This window comes from Roseibium sp. SCP15 (assembly GCF_040329435.1).
GTDB lineage: Bacteria > Pseudomonadota > Alphaproteobacteria > Rhizobiales > Stappiaceae > Roseibium.
The window spans coordinates 33,331-53,176 of record NZ_JBDZYI010000004.1 but is presented as its reverse complement, the minus strand read 5'-3'; the positions used below and the strand labels follow the sequence as shown (position 1 = coordinate 53,176).

General features: G+C 57.2%; 15 protein-coding genes. 7 read left to right on the top strand and 8 right to left on the bottom strand.

Going from position 1 to position 19,846, the window contains the following annotated elements; translation table 11 throughout:
- Positions 1-193: 193 nt before the first annotated feature.
- From ABLO27_RS20070 to ABLO27_RS20050, 5 genes are all read left to right on the top strand, one after another.
- Positions 194-1,522 (top strand): FAD-dependent oxidoreductase, encoded by a 1,329-nt coding sequence (locus tag ABLO27_RS20070; RefSeq protein WP_353035143.1) that lies wholly within the window; start codon positions 194-196, stop codon positions 1,520-1,522.
- An 18-nt stretch (positions 1,523-1,540) separates the two neighbouring features.
- The gene (locus ABLO27_RS20065) at positions 1,541-3,064 is read left to right on the top strand and encodes a BCCT family transporter (protein WP_353035141.1); all 1,524 of its coding nucleotides are present in this window, start codon (positions 1,541-1,543) and stop codon (positions 3,062-3,064) included.
- A gap of 131 nt (positions 3,065-3,195) precedes the next feature.
- Complete coding sequence (locus ABLO27_RS20060; RefSeq protein ID WP_353035139.1) at positions 3,196-4,317, top strand: mandelate racemase/muconate lactonizing enzyme family protein; 1,122 nt, start codon at positions 3,196-3,198, stop codon at positions 4,315-4,317.
- A 3-nt stretch (positions 4,318-4,320) separates the two neighbouring features.
- Entirely contained in the window at positions 4,321-5,454 is a 1,134-nt protein-coding gene (locus tag ABLO27_RS20055; RefSeq protein ID WP_353035137.1) for a mandelate racemase/muconate lactonizing enzyme family protein, read from the top strand.
- Positions 5,451-6,089: a GntR family transcriptional regulator gene (locus tag ABLO27_RS20050; protein WP_353035135.1), complete on the top strand. Its 639-nt coding sequence runs from the start codon at positions 5,451-5,453 to the stop codon at positions 6,087-6,089. The genes ABLO27_RS20055 and ABLO27_RS20050 overlap by 4 nt, the downstream gene beginning before the upstream one ends.
- A 44-nt stretch (positions 6,090-6,133) precedes the next feature.
- Here ABLO27_RS20050 and ABLO27_RS20045 read toward each other — a convergent pair whose 3' ends face one another.
- Genes ABLO27_RS20045 through ABLO27_RS20035 form a run of 3 tightly spaced genes read right to left on the bottom strand, consistent with a single transcriptional unit; the run spans position 6,134 to position 11,165 of the window.
- Entirely contained in the window at positions 6,134-6,949 is an 816-nt protein-coding gene (locus tag ABLO27_RS20045; protein WP_353035133.1) for an enoyl-ACP reductase FabI, read from the bottom strand.
- A complete protein-coding gene (locus ABLO27_RS20040) occupies positions 6,946-10,020 on the bottom strand; it encodes an efflux RND transporter permease subunit (RefSeq protein WP_353035131.1) in 3,075 nt (1,024 codons plus the stop codon). The genes ABLO27_RS20045 and ABLO27_RS20040 overlap by 4 nt, the downstream gene beginning before the upstream one ends.
- Positions 10,017-11,165 carry an efflux RND transporter periplasmic adaptor subunit gene (locus ABLO27_RS20035; protein ID WP_353035129.1) on the bottom strand — a complete coding sequence of 383 codons (1,149 nt, stop codon included), beginning with the start codon at positions 11,163-11,165 and terminating at the stop codon, positions 10,017-10,019. Before ABLO27_RS20035 ends, ABLO27_RS20040 begins: the two co-directional genes overlap by 4 nt.
- 105 nt (positions 11,166-11,270) lie before the next feature.
- Between ABLO27_RS20035 and ABLO27_RS20030 the strand changes: the two genes are divergently transcribed.
- Positions 11,271-11,897 carry a TetR/AcrR family transcriptional regulator gene (locus tag ABLO27_RS20030; protein ID WP_353035128.1) on the top strand — a complete coding sequence of 209 codons (627 nt, stop codon included), beginning with the start codon at positions 11,271-11,273 and terminating at the stop codon, positions 11,895-11,897.
- 69 nt (positions 11,898-11,966) lie between these two features.
- Here ABLO27_RS20030 and ABLO27_RS20025 read toward each other — a convergent pair whose 3' ends face one another.
- Positions 11,967-13,370, bottom strand: a complete 1,404-nt coding sequence (locus ABLO27_RS20025) for a PLP-dependent aminotransferase family protein (protein ID WP_353035126.1) — start codon at positions 13,368-13,370, stop codon at positions 11,967-11,969.
- Positions 13,371-13,484: 114 nt separating this feature from the next.
- Here ABLO27_RS20025 and ABLO27_RS20020 point away from each other — a divergent pair, with 114 nt between their 5' ends.
- Positions 13,485-14,675 carry an MFS transporter gene (locus tag ABLO27_RS20020; RefSeq protein WP_353035125.1) on the top strand — a complete coding sequence of 397 codons (1,191 nt, stop codon included), beginning with the start codon at positions 13,485-13,487 and terminating at the stop codon, positions 14,673-14,675.
- Positions 14,676-14,748: 73 nt separating this feature from the next.
- Here ABLO27_RS20020 and ABLO27_RS20015 read toward each other — a convergent pair whose 3' ends face one another.
- The 4 genes from ABLO27_RS20015 to ABLO27_RS20000 are packed head-to-tail and all read right to left on the bottom strand — an operon-like array spanning position 14,749 to position 19,844.
- Entirely contained in the window at positions 14,749-15,852 is a 1,104-nt protein-coding gene (locus ABLO27_RS20015; protein ID WP_353035124.1) for an ABC transporter ATP-binding protein, read from the bottom strand.
- A gap of 17 nt (positions 15,853-15,869) precedes the next feature.
- Positions 15,870-16,739, bottom strand: coding sequence for an endonuclease/exonuclease/phosphatase family protein (locus tag ABLO27_RS20010; protein WP_353035122.1), 870 nt, complete (start codon positions 16,737-16,739; stop codon positions 15,870-15,872).
- 7 nt (positions 16,740-16,746) lie between these two features.
- Positions 16,747-17,757: a LacI family DNA-binding transcriptional regulator gene (locus ABLO27_RS20005; protein ID WP_353035120.1), complete on the bottom strand. Its 1,011-nt coding sequence runs from the start codon at positions 17,755-17,757 to the stop codon at positions 16,747-16,749.
- A complete protein-coding gene (locus ABLO27_RS20000; RefSeq protein WP_353035118.1) occupies positions 17,754-19,844 on the bottom strand; it encodes an alpha-amylase family protein in 2,091 nt (696 codons plus the stop codon). Before ABLO27_RS20000 ends, ABLO27_RS20005 begins: the two co-directional genes overlap by 4 nt.
- Between the last annotated feature and the right edge of the window lie 2 nt (positions 19,845-19,846).

Below are 19,846 nucleotides of genomic sequence, written 5' to 3'. Positions count from 1 at the left end.
CACCTGAAGTGGTAGAAATCCGCTTCGGTTGGGTACACCGGTCAAAAAACTTTCTCAGCAAAAAACTCACGATTTTAAGCGGTTACAGCGATCGCAACCGCAGAATTCCGCGTGTTCACTCGATTCAATACATTAATGGTCGACAAATCGTCGACCAATAGTGTATTTACCATTCCCCAAGCTAGGAGGAACCATGTTTCAGATCAATCTGACGCCCGATTGCTACGCGGACCTTCCCGTGCTGGGAACCTTCGACATTGTTGTGCTGGGAGGGGGGCCTGCCGGTATTGCCGCAGCAACCTGCGCAGCCGAGGCCGGCAGCAAGGTGCTGCTGATCGAAAGGCTTGCCTATTGCGGGGGCGCTGCGGTGTCAGGCATGTCCGGCACGATCTGCGGCCTCTACATGACCGTTGAAGATCCGCATGCCAGAAACGCGAAGCCGGAACAGATCATCAATGGTTTCACCGAACGTTTCCGCTCGGCGCTTCTTGATGACGGCGGACTGACTGAGCCGCAGATCTACGGCAAGACCTGGGTCGCGACCCACGACTGCGCCAGCTACAAGAAAGTGGCTACCGACTTCCTGAGGCAGGCCGGTGTCGACGTGCTCTACCACACCCAGATGATGGACGTGGAGAAGGACGGTGACACGATCACCAGTCTGGTCCTCAACACCAAGTCCGGTTTCACCAGGGTTTCCGCCAGGCGTTTCATCGACGCTTCAGGTGACGGTGACATTGTCTTCAAGTCCGGTTTCCACACCACCAAGGGCAACAACGGCGTGATCCAGAATCCGTCGATGATGTTCAAGATCGGCAATGTGGATCTGGACGCCTACAACGCCTACTGGGGCGCGGACACGATCTGCCCGCCCAAGGTGGTCGAAAAGCTGGAAGCACGTGACGAACTGGTGCGCAAGAAAGTCTGGCTGTTCCCAACCGTCAATCCGGGCGAGATTCTGGTCAATGGCACCAAGATCACCGGTTTTGATGGCCGCGCCCTGGATGTCACCAATCCGATCGACCACTCCGAAGCCGAGCAGTTCTCGATTTATCAGGCAAAGGCCTTCTTCGAATTTCTCCGGGAGGAAATTCCAGGCTGTGAGGACGCCTATTTCATCGACTACGGCGCTGAAGTCGGTGTGCGCCAGACCCGCTCCATCGATGGCCTCAAGCGCCTCATGAATGAAGATGTCACCGGCAAGACCAAGGCGTCCGACAGCATCGCACGGTCCAGCTGGCCGATCGAGCTTCACTATGGAGCAAAGCCGAAAACCGAATGGCTGATCGACGATTACTACGACGTTCCGTTCGGCACGCTTGTGCCCAGGGAGGGCTCGAACGTCATCGTCGCCGGCAGATGCCTGGCAGCCGAACATGAAGCCCTGGCCTCGGCCCGGGTGACAGCGCAGTGCTTTGAATATGGCCGGGCAGCGGCCATCGCAGCCGACTTGTCCATCAAGGAAAGCAACACGTTCCAAGAGATCTCGGGAGACGAGATCGCGCAGCTGATGCGCAACTGAACAGGGAAAGGGAGGAGCATGTCAGTTCAAGCTGAAACGCGCGGGGTCGTGACCGACACCCGCACGCTGGGAATTTCCATCACCATCATTGCGGCCATCGCGATGATGCTGATCGTCTTCCCGGACGGATCGAAGACCAGCATCAGCGGGATCTTCGAGTGGATGACCAACACTTTCGATTTTGCCTTTCTGGGCATCGGTTTCACCGCACTGATTTTCCTGATCGTTCTGGCCGCTTCCGACGCCGGGAAGATCAGGATGGGAGCTGCCGATCAGGCTCCGGAATTCACATGGTCCGCATGGGGCGCCATGGTGTTTCTGGCCGGCATTGCCTCCGGCCTCGTTCTTTGGGGCGGTACCGAATGGGCGTACCACTATGCTTGGACACCGTTCGGGATCGAACCCAAAACACCCGAGATGTTCACCGTGGCCCAGGGCTACGGTATCTTCCACTGGGGACCAACAGCCTGGGCGCTCTACTGCGTACCCGCCATTGCCATGAGCTACATCTACTACGTCCGCAAGAAGCACATCTACAACGTGTCTGAAAGCTGCCGTGGCGCTCTCGGCGATCTTGTTGACGGCCCGGTCGGTTCGATCATCAACTACCTATTCATCTTCGGCATTCTGGGAGCGGCGGCAACGTCCCTCGGTCTCGGCACGCCGATGATCGGTGGCGCGGTAGCCTCCGTGCTGGGAATTGAGCCATCAACATATCTCGACGTCTTCATCATCCTGAGTTGCACTGCGGTGTTCACCGCGTCGTCCGGTCTCGGACTGGATCAGGGCATCAAGCGCCTGTCCTATGCCGGCACGCTGATCTCATTGGCGATCGTGGTCTATATCTTCGTCGTCGGCCCGTCCGGCTTCATTCTGGGTCTCGGCCTCGATGCCATCGGCTACACCGTCGACAACTACATCAAGATGTCCACTTGGACCGACAGCATCAACAAGTCCGGCTTCCCGCAAGCCTGGACAGTGTTCTACTGGGCCTGGTGGGTTGCCTATGCACCGTTCATGGGCATGTTCGTCACCCGCATTTCCATGGGCCGGACCATCCGTGAAATCGTGGTGGGGATGCTGGTCTTTGGCAGCGCAGGCTGCACCCTTTTCTACCTGGTTCTGGGTGGCTACGGCATCAGCCTGGAAATGCAGGGCACCTTGCCGATGGTGGACCTGGTCAACAATGACGGTGTGGCACCTGCCATCATCGAAATGTTCAAGACACTGCCGATGGCCAAACTGGTGCTGGTCGCCGTTGCTATCTCCGGCATTGTCCTGCTGGCCACCACCTTCGACTCCGCAGCCTATGTCATGGCCTGTGCATCGACCAGGGAACTGGACGAAGGCCAGGAGCCCAACCGAGGCAACCGCCTGTTCTGGTGCGGCGCAATCGCGATCCTGCCACTGACCCTGCTCTTCCTGGGCGGATTGAAAACCATGCAGACCGCTTCGGTTCTCGTAGGCCTGCCGGTCATGCTCATCCTGATCTTCATGATGATCACCACAGTGAAGTTCATCAGGGAAGACCAGTCGCAATAAGTCTTGAAGGGGGCGGAGGTGCGACAGCGCATCACCGCCCCCTTCGCGTAAGCAGAGCACTTTTCAGGAACTCGGAGCCGGTTGACCGCGTGTTCCTGTAAAATGCTCTGGCCAGGATTGGGAGTATGATCATGGCAAATCGCGTGGAACAGATCGAGCTTTTGGCCGTCGGACCGGACGTCGAACGTGTTACCTGGTCGGCCATGCTGGGTGAAATGTACGAAGCCCTGCTGATCGCCCGGCTGACCCTTTCCGATGGGACCGAAGGCATCGCGGGACTGACAGCCTACACCGAGCACGAATTCGACCGCACCGGGTTTCATGCGGCCAGTCTGATGGCACCCTTTGTCCTCGGAAAAGACGTGATGGACATTCCGCAGATCTATGCGGACATGCGGGCTCGTTACGTCCCGCTTGGTCACCTGGCAACGTCGCTTTTCGACATCGCGCTTCACGATGCCAAGGGCAAGCTTCTCGGATTGCCGGTCTATCAGCTGCTTGGAGCCGCACGGGACAAGATCCGCGCCTATGCTTCCAGTCCACTGCTGCCGGACGACGATGACTATGTCGCCTATTGCAAGGAGATGCTGGCGCAAGGGTTCACCGCCATCAAAGTGCATCCCTATTGCAGGTTTGAGGACGACTATCGCCTCGTCACCCGGCTGCAAACGGAATTTGACGGCATTCCAATTGGCTGGAGCCTGGATGCGGATGCCAATTACACAGTCGAACAGGCTTTGCGGATGGGACGCCTGCTCGATACGGCCGGCTGGGAGTTTTTCGAAGCCCCGATCCCCGACAGCGATCTTCGCGGCTACAAGCGGCTGGCCGACTCGCTCGATGTCGACGTGATCTGCGGCGGAAACTCCCTACCCAACCTGCACCTGATCGACCTGGCCCTTTCCATGGGAGCATGGGACCGTTCTCGCTTTGACGTGACGGGAATGGGCGGCTTTACCGGAGCCAACGCCGGCATGGCCATGACCCGGGCCCATGGAATGAAATGCGAAGTGCAAAGCTGGGGCTACACGCTGACACAGGCCGCAAACCTGCACCTGATGCTGGCCCACGACAATTGCGATTACTTCGAGCAGGCCGCGCCCTACGAAAAGTACGAGTTCGGGGCAAGGCGGGTAATCCGCCCGGATGCGGAAGGTTACGTCCGCCCGTCAGGTCTGCCCGGCCTGGGCATCGAAATGGACTGGGAAGCCCTCGCCCCCTTCATTTACGACAGCCGTGTTTTCAAGGCTTGAGCCGTGAAAATCACAGCAGTTCGAGCGCATATCCTGCGCGACCCGAAAGCAGGTGATCACCGCTTTGAGGGATCTTACCAGAATGTTCTGGTCGAGGTGGAAAGCGACACCGGCCTGATTGGCATCGGCGAAAGCGACGCGCCGCCGGCGCTGGTGAAGGCGGCAATCGAAATGCCGGACTACAACCACCTGTCACGAGGCCTTGCCGGAGTTCTCATCGGCCAGACACTGGATGATCCGTCGCGCCTGTGGGACGACATGTACGACGCAACCCAGTGGCACGGACGGCACGGCACGGTGATCCATGCCATATCCGCACTCGACATTGCGCTGTGGGATCTGTTTGCCAAGGGCTTGGGGGCTCCGGTCTGGGCTTGCCTGGGCGAAAAACACCATGATCGCTTGCCTGCCTATGCAACGATCTATCCTCTCTCCGAAACGCTTGAAGGCATTGAGAGACAGGCAAAGAGTTTTCTGTCGCAAGGCTTCAGACATCTGAAAATCTGCGTCCACTCCTGGTGGAACAATCGGGACCTGATGGAACGAAACCTGCGTTTTTTGCGTGACTTCGTCGGACCGGATACTTCATTGATGCTGGATGTGGCACTTGAATGGACGACGCTCGACCAACTGCGCCCCGTCTTGCCTCTGCTTGAAGAGCTGGATTTCAAGTGGATTGAAGCGCCTTTTCCGCTGAATGACCTGAACAGTCACGTAACACTCAGAGGCTTGAGCCGCATTCCCATCGGTATCGGCGATCTGGGACTGACAACCTGCCGGGAATTCGAGCCCTATATGGCGGCCAACGCGTTCGACATTGCCCAACCGGACATCACAATGTTCGGTGGTCTGACAGAGACTCGTCGTCTTGCAACCAAGCTTGAGAGCAGCTACGCGCGGATCGTTCCGCATGGCTACAACACCAACATCACCATAGCGGCAAACCTGCAGTTCCTGGCCACCTGTCGCCAGGCCAGTCTTGTGGAATATTCCACCAGTTCGTCCTTGCTTCGTCAAAGGCTTGCCACCGGCCTCACCCCGTTGGATAAAGACGGCATGATGGAAGTCCCGACCGGCGCTGGCCTTGGGGTCTCTATCGACCCGCAAGTATTCCAGCGCGTAAGGCAGGACATATGAACCTCACTTCGGTGACGAAAAAAACCAAGGCCGAACAGGCTCACGACATCATCGAACTGGCAATCGTCAATTGCGAACTGGCCCCCGGAGCTGTCTATTCAGAAGCGGATCTTGCGGAAATCCTGGACATGGGCCGCACCCCGGTTCGCGAAGCGCTGGTGAAACTGTCGAGTGAAAACCTTGTCAGACTGACTCGCGCCGGAGTGGTCATTCCCGAGATCAACCCTCTGACCATGCTGAAACTTCTGGAGCTGCGCGAACCGATCGAACGCCTTTGCATCCAGAAGGCCTGCGAATATCAGACCCCTTCGGACCGGACCCGTTTCGAACAGATCCTGGCCCAGTTGAAACCACTGCCCGATGATGACCGGCGCGGTTTCATGGAGCTCCTTAGGGAGGTTCATCTGGCGACGGCCGATGCTTCGAAAAACGAGTTCCTGCACTTCACCCTGAAATCCACCCAAGGCCTGTCCCGGCGCTTCTGGTTCCACTTTGCCGAAGACACCGATCAGGCCTTCTGCAGGGAAATCTACTCGGATCTGCTCGCTGCCCTCATTCAGGGCCAGAGTGACAAGGCCATCGAGAAATCTCAGGCGCTGATGGTCTACCTCAGGGATTTTTCAAGACAGCGATAACGCACCCAGTCGCTCCAGGTTGACTGGCAGACCACTACCGATGCTCATGCCATCGTCTGGTCGATGACTGCCCTGTTTGCCCGCGCGACGATGCCGGTGGTGTGAAAGCCGCTGTCGATATGCAGCACTTCCCCGGTCATGCCACGCCCAAGGTGGCTAAGGCAGAACAAGGCTGCATCGCCAACTTCTTCAATCGTGGTGTTTCGCCGCAATGGTGCATTCATCGCATTCCATTTGATTAGCGAACGCAGTCCGGAAATGCCCGATGCCGCGAGTGTCTTGATGGGCCCCGCCGAGATCGCATTGACGGTTATGCCCGACGGACCGAGATCATGGGCCAGATATCTGACTGAGGCCTCCAGCGCGGCCTTGGCCACACCCATGACGTTGTAATTCGGGACCACCTTTTCGGCGCCGAGATAAGTTAGCGTCAAAATCGATCCACCATTGGTCATCAAGGGAACTGCCCGCTGGCACAAGGCGGTCAGACTGTAGGCAGACACATCAAGTGCCACCTGAAAGTTGGACCTCGATGTATCGAGATAAGGGCCGTCGAGTTCGCGTTTGTCGGAAAAGGAAACGCCGTGAACCACAAAGTCCAGCGGCCGACCATTGAGAGTTTCGGAAACCTGAACAAAGAACCGATCCAGGCTGTCATCTGAAGACACATCACATTCCAGACAAGTAGCCTGCAACTCCTCTGCAAGCCCGCGAACGCGCTTGCCGACAGTGTCGTGGGCATAGCTCAACAAAAGCCCGGCGCCAGATCCGGAAAGAGCGCTGGCGATACCCCAGCAAAGTGAATGCTTGTTGGCGACACCAAGAACGAGACCAGTTTTGCCTTCAAAGAGATTGTTCATGCAGGAAGACCTTCTTTTTGCTTTTCTTCTTTGCGGAACCGGGAAAACGAGAACGCGATCCTGTAAAGGGCCGGCACGTAGAACAGGGTCAGGACGGACGCCAACCCGAGGCCGCCTGCCATGAGCGTTGCCATGGGTTCCCACAATGCACCTCCGGCATAGGCCATCGGAAAGAGACCAATCACCGTCGTCATCGACGTCAGCAAAATGGGTCTTATCCGCTTCCGGCACGCTTCCACGATTGCCTCGTTGAGCGGGTGGCTTTGCCGTTCGATGTCAATCTGATCGATCATCACGATCGCGTTGTTGATGATGATCCCGGAAAGCGCGATCATGCCGAGTGTTCCGAAGAAGCTCATGGGTTGATTGAACAAGGTCAACGCCAGCGGCACGCCAAACACCACAAGCGGAATGCACAGGAAAGTAATTCCCACCCGCCGAAACGAATTGAACTGGATGATCAAGGCAAACAGCATGACCGTGAGAGCTGCCGGAAATCCGCCGCCGAGTTTTTCCCGGACATCGCCTGCCTGCTCGACTTCACCACCGATCTCGATCCTGTAGGCCGGGCCCAGTTCTTCCAGCAAAGCATCCAGCGTCGGTTGAATGAAGTCCACAAGGTCGTAGGCCGTCAACTCCGTCGACAGGACCTTCACAGTCACGGTTCTGCGTTGATCAACCCGGCGGATCGAATAGAACTCCAGCTCCGGCTGCAGGCTTGCGACATGATCGAGCGACACCATGCCATTTGGCGTGGCGAGCACGACGTTCGAGAGATCCTCGAAACTGTCCCTCGCATCCGCCTGCCCCCGAATGATGATCGGGATCCGCCGATCGTCTTCCCGCAAGACTGACACCTGCCGGCCATCGAAAAAGCCTTCCAGCGCGTCTGAAATGTCTTTTGAGGTGAGGTTGTATTCCCGTGCGCGGTCCTGCGCGACTTTCACTTCACCGCGCACCTCGCGATTACCCCAGTCTCCCTGGTTCTCGACCAGTCCAGGCGCAGCTTTCATCTCGCGCTCGATCCGGTAGGCTGCGGCAAGCAACCTGTCCGCGTCAGGACCGGAGACCTCGATTTCGATACCCGGCTCCCGCCCGGCCATGGCCAGTCTTTTCAGTCTTGCGCGAGCATTGGGAAAGGAGGAGGCCAGTTCCTGTTCGGCCCGGGCGACCACATCGGCGGATGACCGGTAATCGGTGGTATTGACCACCAGAAAGGCGGACGCCGGATCAATATCCGCTGGATCAAGCGTCAACACGAACCGAGGACCTCCGAAACCAACAAACGTGGTGACATTCAGAACTTCGGGATTGTTGTTTTCGTCGCTCAACCATTCGCTCAGTCGCAGCGCTTCAAACCGCGTGGAAGAAATGTCACTGCCTTTGGGAAGGTCCAGGTAAATGAGGAACTGTGCACGTTCGCTCAACGGAAACAGTTGCTGCCGGACTTTTGGCATCTGACTCATTGCTCCCGCCCCGACAAGAAGAACCAGTAACAGCACGAGCCATGGGGCCTTCATGCCCCAGGATATGAGTTTTGCGTACCCGTCCGCCACACGATCGAAGATTCCGCGTTTTGTCTCCATCCTGGACTTGGGTAGGAACCAGACGGCAAGAGTCGGCAAAAGGTATACAGCTGCAATGAACGACCCGGTCAGCATCAAAGCCACGACGGCACCCAGCGAATAGCCGTACTGCCCTTCTGTGCCGTCGACCATGAACAGAGGTAGAAAGGCGGCAACGGTGGTAACCGATGCAATGAGAAGCGGGCCGGTATACTGGGATCCGGCGGCGATGGCCGCCTCGTGGCGCTCGGCACCCTGGCGGATACGCCTGTCCATGTCCTCGATGATGACAACGCCGTTGTCGACGAGCATGCCTAGCGAAATGATAATCGCGGCAACGGATACCTGCTGCAGCTCAACGCCGAGAACCGGCATCAACGCAAATGAAAAGGCGACGGCAATCGGAACGATGGAAGAAATGACCAGAGCCTGCCGCAGTCCCAGAAATGCGAACATGACCAGCAGGACCACAAGGAATGTCTGCAGCATGTTCGACATGGCGTTGCTGACCGATTCATCGACCACTTCCGGCTGAAAGGTGGAAAATTCTGCTTCAATGCCCCAGGGTTGCTCGGCATTGAACCGGACAACCAGTTCGTTGAGCTGTTCACCGATGGCGATGATGTCTTCACCCGTGTGCATTTCAACCGCTGCAAGGACCGCCGGTTTGCCGTCGAAATAAACCGGTCGTTCGACGGGGTCGGCATAACCGCGACGAACCTTCACGAGATCGCCAAGCCGCAGCAGTCCGGCTCCGGGCACCTCCACTAGTGTGTTTTCTATGTCCTCTATGCGGGAATAGTCCCCTGTTGTCTCAAGGGAAATCCGCGTGCCATCCGATTGAAACGATCCGGATGGCAACCGGACATTCTGGCTCCGCAGAGCATTGATGATCGGTTGGAGCGCAATGCCCATTGAAGCAAGACGGCTCCGGTCGACGTCAAGCCAGATTACCTCGTCCTGCGTGCCATAAAGAGTGACCGCCGAGATCGCTTCGACGGCGTAAAGCCGGTCTCTCAACGTTTCCGTTGCGCGCTCCAATTCTCGTAAAGAGAAGCCATCACCCGTCACTGCGATGGTTGCAATTGCCACATCGCCAAAGTCGGTGTTCACGATCGGCCCGAGCGTTCCGTCAGGCATCTCGCCAGTAAGATCCTTCATGTCGTCACGGATGTCGTCGAAAACGTTTTCGACTTCATCTTCCGGAACCGCGGTTTCGATATCGATCTCCAAGATCGCGGCACCGCTGATCAATTGAGTGCGGACCTCATCAACCCCGGTGATCGCACGAGCGGTTTCTTCAAGTGGTCTGGCAACCAGCTCTTCCAGCTGAAAGAGGGAAAGACCCGGATTGATCGCCGAGACGATTGCGGTTCGAACCGTAACCTCAGGATCTTCCCGTTTCGGAAAACCGACATATGTCGCCCCCCCCGCAATCAGGATCAGCAACAGGACGAAGATCGTAACGCGCGTGTTCCGGATGCCGAATTCGGTCAAGCCAGTCATGATTGCCCCCCGTAATCGGCGGACATCCATTGTCTGACCCGTTGTCCGGGTTGGAGAAACGGCACACCCGCAGTGACGATCTGGTCACCTGGTCTGATGCCATCGACAACGACCATCTCGAAATCATTCATGCCGCTGATAACAACCGACTTCAACGACAGTGTTTCAGTAACAGGATCGAATACGAAGACCTTGCCCGTTCGGTGCTGTTTCCCGGTGGACGGGACACCCAGCTCCGCTTCCAGATGAGTCACAAGTGCGGAAAGCGGTAATGCGATTGCACCACTTGCGTCGGTGACCGGAACCTCAACCTCGATCTCGACCGAAACTCCGGATCGCAGAAACGGCTCGGCTTCTCCAATCGTGACGATTACCGGAAACGCGGAAACGGACGGTGCCCGGTGGGCGATCTCCGAAATTTTTCCGGAAAGCTGAAGATCGGGGCGACCGGACACTGCGACACTTACCGGCTGATCGACCGACAGGTTCTGCACGACGTCGAGATTCACCAGAATTTCAGCCTGAAGACCATCATCACGATAGAGCGTCAAGGCGGTCGTGCCCGGTTGAACGGATTGGAAGCTTTCGATGTCGATGGAGTTGATAAAACCGTCGAAGGGCGCCGTGAGTTTCGTATCTCCCAGACTTTCTTCAATCAGCTCCTTCGATTTGACGGCCTGTTCCACCCGGGCAACGGCGAGCGTCAGATCTGTTTCCGCTTCGTCCAGGCTGGCTTGCGAAACCACACCTCTCTCAAAGAGGCGGCGGCGGCGCTTCACATCTCTTTGGGCGTTTTCCAGTGTACTTCTGGCTTCCTGCAGGGCCGCCACCGCTTGCTGAAGTTGAAGCTCATAATCCTTCGGCTCTATGGCCATCAGCCTGTCACCTTCGGATACCACCTGCCCGATCTGCAGATCCACGAGCCCGACGCGACCTCCGACCTCGAATGCCAGCGGCGTGATCTGACGTGGCTCGAGCACTGCAGGATAGGCGCGCAGCCTGTAGGCGGATGCAGCTTCCGCTGTCACCGTTTTGACGGCACGAACCGGAGCTTCGTTCGATCTGGTCGAAGCGTCGGATGACGGGTTGCAACCCGATATCAGAACGGCAGCCAAAATCGAGAAAACTGGAACGATATGCTTCATGGGAGTCTTGCCTGTTCACCAATGGTACTAATCAGTACCAACTTGACTCCCTATATGGTACTGAATAGTACCAAGTCAACATCCATTTGGAGACGGTGGTCTGTGATGGCAGCATCCCAACGGCGCGTACCAGAAGAAAGACGCCAGCAAATCATTGATGTCGCAAAGAAACTCTTCTCCGAGCGCGGCTACTCAAAAACGTCTCTGGAAGCGATCCTTTCCCAGACCGGCGGCTCCAGGCGTGACATCTACGATTTCTTCAAGGACAAACAGGGTCTGTTCGACGCGGTCATGCACGACCTGATTTCGACGATCGTCACGGGAAGTCAGGTGCCGAAGGAAACTGAATTCACCGACGACGTTCAATCCGAACTGGAACGGATGGGAGAGACCTTTCTCACCAATATGCTGAGCCCGATCGTGGTCACCACAATGCGCCAGTTCATCGCTGTCGCTACGGAACGGCAGGACCTGGGCAAGGCGGCATACCAGGCCGGACCGGCAGTTCTTTATGAAAGATTCAAGACCTATCTCGATGAACGCGTCCGACGCGGCGACCTTGAACTGCAGGACACCGGGACGGCGGCGAGAATGTTCATCGAAATGCTGAAGGGGGATTATCAGACACGTGCACTCATGACCGGTGACAGCGGCATGACCCCGGAACTGCGAAAGACGCATGTGCAGGAAATCGTCAGAATATTCCTCTATGGAGCTCTGCCCAGAAGCTAGAAACTCACAGGCATCGACCCGGACTACGTTGTTTCCAGGCAATCTTTCCGCTGGGATTGCTTTGTCGCTCTAGGCCTCCGAAACACATGAAAGAAGCAAGTCCAGCGCCCGTCCCAATTCTTCTTCAGTGCTCCTGCAAAATCCCAAAATCAGCCCGTTGTGACGCACCTCCCCGATCGAATAATGTGACAGAGGTTGCACCGACATGCCTTTTTCAGCCGCACCCCGGGAAATACGAAAGTCTTCAAACCGGCTGCTCAAATGCAATACAACCTGCATGCCCGCCTGATGGTCCTTGAACCATCCAATTTCCGAAAAATCCCGCTCGAGCCGGTTCAGCAGAAATTTCCGCCGCTCCCCGTAAATGCGTCGGACACGGCGCAAATGCCGATGAAACTCACCGGATTTCATGAACTCCGCCAACGCGGGTTGCGGCATGTAGCTGGCTTTTACGCCGGTCTGCTTCATGGCTGAGTGAAATTGCTCCACCAGGCTTTCCGGTACAATCATGTAACCGAGCCGCAGCGAACTGGAAAAGATCTTTGAGAAACTACCGATGTAGATTGTCCGCTTCAGGCGATCGAACCCCGCCATTGCCGGGATCGGACGCCCCGAATACCGAAACTCGCTGTCATAGTCATCTTCGACGAGCCACGCGTTGTTTTCCTTTGCCCAGTTGATGAATTCCAGTCGTCGGCTGGGCGCCATGGCACCGCCTAAAGGAAATTGCTGCGAAGGTGTCAAAACGACCAACCGAGGCTTGTTACGTGAGGCCGGGAGCTCCGCGCCGCTCCCGTCTATGGCCAGAAAACACGGTTTCAACCCATAGTCTTGGGCAAATCGGCGAACCGGAAGATATCCCGGTTCTTCCAACCCGATGGTATCTCCGGTTTCGCACATTGTGCGAACACAGGTTTCGAGCGCGTCCGTCGATCCTGCGGTTACGATGACCTGATGCGCCGAGGCATCTACGCCTCTCCATTCTGAAACATGATCCGCAATCGCTTCTCGCAGCTCCAAGCTCCCGAACAGCGCGCCGCCAGTCAACATGGATTGTGGGCCGGTTCTACAGACCCGCTTCACGGTCGTCGCCCATTGCCGATGCGGAAACAGCCGCAGATCCGCCTGACTGATTTCAAAAGGTCTCGCAAGGTCGGCCTGCATTTCGGAGGTTGCAGAAGGTTTGCGCGCCCTTTGCTCTTGCAGCTCGACCTGGCCCATAGCGCAAACCGTGTAGCCAGACCCTCGAAGACCTTGCAGATAACCCTCAGCCTCAAGTTGCTCGTAGGCGGTAATCACAGTGGACCGGGAGACCCCGAGCTCGGTCGCAAACATTCTGGTTGGCGGCAATCTGGTGCCTTCAGGCAACTCGCCCGAGATTGCCTGCTCGCGAATGAACCTACAGATCTGCTCAAAAATCGGTGTCTTTGAGGTTCGATCGATTGAGAATGCCAGCCAGGATGTGAGCTTCATAATTTGGTATGGTCATTTTTCCGATTTTTGGACATTAATGAACAACCAAAATCGTGACAAGCGTAGTCGACCGATCACAAGGGCGGAAACCAGCCCTGTCAAAGGACTTCATGCATGTCGCGTTCAACCACGTTGTTCTTGTTCTACCTTGCCAATTTCCTGCAGGCCGGAGCCTATGGGCTTACCTTCATGTTGCCGCGATTGTTCGAAGGCCTTTCGGCCGACGAAAAGGTGGTCGGCCTCATGCTGTTCGTCACGGCGATTTCAACCTTGCTGACGGTGTATTACGCAGGACATCTCTCTGACCGGCTTGGCCGGGTGCGCACGTTGGGGATCGCCTGCCTGCTCATTGCGATCTCCCTCACTTCATATGGACTGGCCGAAAGTGTCGGCGCTCTGCTTGTTCTGGCGAGCATCTCACTCGGGGCCGGGTGGGGCCTGACCTATGCTCTTGCCCCGATCGTATTGACCCGCCTTGTGCCCAGCGAAGAGCGCGTGCGATTTTTCGCCCTGCTTTCGGTCGCAGTAATGGCCGGATTCGGCTTGTCTCCGGTTCTCGCCTCCGTGCTGGAAAACGCCTCTTTCACGGTGAATGACGCCTTTTACCTGACAGGAGCCCTGTGCCTGATTGCCGCGCTGATGTTTTTCGCTCTGGTCGCTCCCGTTCACCGGCATTCACAAGCGGCAGGCAATGAAACGCGTTCCAGCCTGTCGTTGAGCGCGGTGGCAGCAATCATGCGGTCACCTGCACGACTTCCCGTCGTGATGGTCTGTCTGGGGGCGAGTGTCTTCGCCGGTATGAACAATTTCCAGACGGTGTTTGCCGATGAACGCGGGCTTGATTATGCAGACTACTTTCTCGCCTACACGCTGACGGTGGTCTTGTTTCGCCTCGCGCTGGCACGCTTCAGGGGAGGAAACAGTCCCTACCTGACAATCGCTGCCTTGCAGTATGTGATGTTCGCGTCCGTTGTCCTGTTTCTTGGTACCGGCAACGATGATCAGCTTTATCTGCTGGTCGCATTCCTCTTCGGCATCGGTTACGGCGTCAGCTATCCGATACTTGCCGCCATGGCTGCCAACGACGCAGACGAATCCTTGATACCGCAAACCTTGCAGTTCTTTGCCTTGAGCTACTTCGTGGGAATATTCGGATTTCCTCTGATCGCCGGATGGATGATCGTGGAAACAGGATCTTTTGCGTTGCTGATCCTGGTCGCCGGACTGGCAGGGATTGAGGCAACAATGGCTGCCTGGAGAGGGTTGAGGGACCGCGTCTCGGCAGGAATGACACGTTCTTCTTGAGAGCGACACAGGACAGATGATGGCCAACCTGCAAGCCGGGCCATCACCTGTCAGGTGCCGGAGTTCGACGCAGTTATGCGGCCAGGTTGAGACCGCTCTGCCCGTCGAAGAGATGGCATTTCTCGAGCGAGATATGAAACTCCAGCTTTTCACCGGAGGACACCGGGCGGGGATTGAACATCACGGACTGCACCTGCCCACCGCCGAGATCGGCGAACAGCGCGGCCTCCGCACCCAGGTCTTCCGACAACATGACCGGCATGGAAAGGGAAGCGCTTTCCCCCTCGACCGGCAATCCATGGCCTGCAGGAGAAATTGCGTCGGGCCGAATCCCAAGCTTCAAATCCCTGTTTTGTGGCAACTTGCCGACGAGCCGTTTCGGCACCGAGATCTGCGCGCCGCCTGGAAGTGTCAGGACCGGTGCGCCCTCCCTGCTCTCGACTTCGGTATTGATCAGGTTCATCGGCGGTGAACCGATAAAGGTCGCGACAAAGGTGTTCACCGGATTTTCGAAAACGTCCCGCGGGGTCCCTATCTGCTCGATGTGCCCGTCCTTCATGATGACGATCCGGTCCGCAAGGGTCATAGCCTCGATCTGATCATGCGTGACATAGACGATGGTGTTGCCGACACGCTGGTGCAGTTTCTTGATCTCGATGCGCATCTGCGTCCGCAGCTTGGCATCCAGGTTGGAAAGCGGTTCATCGAACAGATAGACATCGGGATGTCGAACGATCGCACGGCCCATTGCCACGCGCTGGCGTTGACCGCCTGAAAGCTGACCGGGTTTGCGGCCAAGATAATCCGTCAGTCCCAGGATGTCGGCAGCATCGGCAACGCGCCGGTCGATTTCAGCCTTCGGCGTCCCGGATATCTTGAGGCTGAACCCGAGATTGCCAGCGACGCTCATATGCGGATAAAGCGCATAGTCCTGAAACACCATCGCAATGTTGCGATCTCGCGGCGGAAGGTCATTCACCACCCTGTCGCCAATGGACAGGGTACCGCCACTGATTTCCTCAAGGCCTGCGATCATGCGCAGTGTGGTGGATTTTCCGCAGCCTGAAGGACCGACCAGAACAACGAACTCCTTGTCCGCAATGTCAATGTCGATGCCATGCACGACCTCGACCTTGCCATAGGCCTTGACGATTTTGTTCAACGCTACGCGTGCCATGATTGTTCGTCCCTGTCCTATTCGCCAAGCTCGACCCAGACCGGCAGATGGTCGGAGCCACGGGCGTTTTCATCGATATGCATGCTGCGGATGCGATGGCGGAGTGACGCGCCAACCAGAATGTGGTCGATCCTGTCATCGGAAAAATGCGACGTTCTGCCGGACGTTTCCTCATTGCCAAGCCAGACCCACGGATCGACAAACCCGTCGATCGTCTGCACCCGGCCACCCTCCATCGACTTCGGCCCGACAAACGTCTCGTAGACCGGAGTTTCGACGTTGCTGTTCAGGTCCCCCATCAGGATCACATCGCGTGGCATCGGCGGCACCGGAGCATCGTTCTGCCAATGCGCATCGATCAACTCCGGATCACCGCACCAGGCACCGCCCTCTCCAGGCGCTGCCAGGATGCGATCACGGACGAAGTGAGCCTGTGTGACGGCAAAGTCCGGGGACCAGTAGAAGAGATGGGTGTTGTAGACACGGATCGCCCCACCCGGCGCGTCAATCACCGCTTCCAGCAACGCCGCCTGCACGGCGTGGCGGGTGATCGACCCCATTTTCGGCAACGGGTATGTGCGGGTGGAAAGGATCGGATAGCGCGACAGGATCATCTCGCCATGCTGGCGGCGGCGATTGACAAGCCGGCCATCGGCGTCTCGATAGCTCCCGTCAGTGTCCTGGCCCGCTCCGTAAACCCAGTGATAATCTCCGAGCAGCGTTGCAATTTCAGCTGCCTGATCCACCTCGCCACCCCGCTTGAAAAAGCGGTCCACCTCCTGCAGGCCGATGATGTCGGCGCCTTCCAGTTCGCGTGCAATGCGAGGTAGGTCCAGTTGATCGTCGATACCTACACCGTATCGAATGTTGTAGCTGACAAGTTTCATTTCCGGTTCAGTCTTTCTTCAGTCCAAGCGATCCGCGCAGTTTGAAATCGCAATCCAGTGTCACGGTCCGCGGGGCGTCTATGTCGTTTTCCAACCTGCTGATCGTCAATTCAGCAAGGGATTGAGCCACTGCCTTGACGGGCTGCGCCACGGCGGTAATGCCGGGCGTCAGCAAGGAGAAGTAGTCGGGGTCATCGAAGGAGACGACGTGCATATCCTTGCCCGGCACCAGCGACGCACCGCGCATGAATTCAAGTCCGCCGGTTGCCAGAATGTAGCTGCTGTAAAATATGGCCGTTGGCGGGTTGGTCATTTCACAAAACGCGCGGGTCGCGACATGACCGTTGCTGCGGCTCCAGTCCTGTTTCCAGATCAGCTCTTCGTCAATGGGAAGGCCCAGCTTACGCATCGTATCAAGGTAACCGTCAAGGCGATTGCGTGCGGTTGATTCAAACAGGTCACCACTGACAAAGCCGATCCGCTCATGCCCGAACTCAACCATCCGACGCACCGCCTGAGCGGTTCCTGCCCGGTCATTGACCAGAACCCTGTCGGCGGCAACCTCTGGCAGGTCGTTGTTGAACAGAGTAATTGGCAGGTCCCCGGCCACCTGCCGTTCGACTTCGGTCTGAATGCCTTCCGTCGCCGACAGGAGCAGGGCGTCGATCCGACGGGACGCGGCGGCCTCCAGCGCCTCAATCATCGCCTTGGCCTGATGGCCATGGTGAAAGGTCAGCAGGGAATAACCGTTCGCTTGAAGTTCATCGACAAGAACGGACAGGATCGCCGAATTGAATTCATCAAAGACCGGCACCAGCAGTCCGATTGACTTCGTCCGTTCGGTTTTCATTGCCCGGGCGACAATGTTTGCCCGGAACCCAAGCTCGGAGATCGCAGCTTCGATCCGGTCACGATTGGACTTTCGAATGTTCCGGCCATTCAGGAAACGGGAGACAGTGCCGACGGCGACATCAGCCTTCTTTGCAACATCCAGAATGGTCGGACTGCGATGGTTCATCTGAAACTGTCTTTCTGTTGCTCCGCATGAATGACGAGAGCGGTATGAATATGAAATCTGGGAATCGACAGTAGTAGACGACCACGTTCGCTGTCATGCGTCCATCGCACCTCCTGCCCCGTATAGGCACAGGTGACTTTGGCCGGAGCGGCATCCGTTTTGATCCAGGCAGTTGCACCATCGATTTCAGGTGCGTCCTCAATGATCTCGACAGGACGCGTCTGACCATCATTGTATTTCATCCCCGCCCCCCGCAACTGCGTCGGAGCATAGAGAACATGCAGGATCTGCCTGTGTTCGGCGGGCTGGTTCATCAGGGAAAGCCGCGCCGCCGACGGCAGGTCGGTCCCCATCAACCGCTCGCCGTAAACCCGGTTGATCATCCCGCGAAGCAGATATTTGTAGAGCACCTGCCCGGTTGCACCGTAGAGCCTGAAAAGTGGATACGCGCAGTGAACGAGCTGACCTTTTTGCAGGATCGCCGGGCCAATATCCTTGGCCGTGGCATCTTCCGGCGTATGCAGATGTGAGCAGAAACGGTCCCATTTCCGATTGAAGTAGGAGGGCCGAACGGCCGCAAGCACGTCAGCGTCGTGAGCCCGAAGCCCGAGAGGCTGTTCGTACATCACGATGGAAGAGCCCGGTAGGTCCGGATCAAGGTCCGGCTCGGCCCGCAGGTAACTGGGATCGAAGCCGACATCCGGTGCCAGCGAGGCTCCGATATCCAGCATCAGGGCATTGCCATCTGCGTTCAGTCCCGACTGTCCTGTCGCCAGAACGGCTCCGCCCCCTGCAAGATACTCTTCAATCCTCACGGCAAGGTCGTTGTCCAGCCGGATGTCATCCGGCAGCACGACCAGGCGGTACTTCGACAGATCCGTATCCCCTTCGATCACGTCAAACGGGATCTGCATTTCCAGCATCGTTCGGGCAGCAGCCGTGTCGCTTTCCGACGTCCGATGGCCAAGGTGGGCGGTCAGCCCACCCTCCTGGGACTCAAGCGACAGCAGAGCGACATCGGCCTCATATTCAGCCCCCACCGCATAGGGCTCCAGCTGCCTCACTCGTTCATAGGCCGGGCGGATCAGGTCATAAGTAGCCGGATCCATGGAACCACGCGGGTGCAGCTGATCGCCGATCGAGCAATGTGCGCCCATTGCAATCATCTGGCAGCACTCGAATATCAAGGCTTCAGGCCGTTTGAAACCACCGAACTCGCCCCAGTGAGTGTGGAAACGTCCAGTCATGCCGAGCATCGGCAATCCAAGTCCGTCCGCATAACGTGCCGAGGCCGGAAAGTGATCGTATCCCCAACCACCGGTCGGCAGGCTTTCCAGTTCAAGCTGGCCGTAGAACCGGTAACGCTCTTTCTGTCCTTTGAAGATATGACCTGAATTGTAGAAGATCCGTACGTCCGGAAATTCACCGTTGATTTCGCGGGTAAAGCGCTCGAAGAACGCCATCAACACGGCCTTGTCGTTGGCCTTCCGGTCCGCGGCAACCAGCGGATCGAGCCCTGCTTTGCGCATGGACCGGAGGCAACTGTTACAGACGCAGTCGTAAGACCCCAGAATATCCATGAAGAGTGCCGGCGGTGCATAGGCTTCACAGACCTCGCGCGTCATGGCGATCAGATGATCGACATATTCGGAGTGGTTCAGACAAAGCGTGTGCCAGGTCGGCGTCAGCTGGTTCATGGCACTGGCTTCTGTACCGGGGTAGTTAGCCGCCCGGTTTTCTGCCTGCATGACCCGCCATTCCGGATGTTCGCGCGCACTCAACTCGTCCCATTGCACAGTCATGTAGATCGGCGTTTCAATGTCGGATTTCCTGCACGCCCTTACCATGTCGCCGAGTAGATCCGGACGGCTCAGATGCGGGTGAGGCTTGCCGATCTCGGTCGGATAGTAGGCCCAGCCGTGATGGCAACGTCCAAACAGCGTCACTGAAGAAACTGCCCCGTCCTTGAGCACCTGCACGAATTGTTCGGGATCGAAATCGTCACCGACTCCCTCGATATGTTCCGAGGTGTGAAAATCCAGATGGATCTGTCGGAAGCGGAAATTTTCCGGCTCTTGTTTCGGCATGC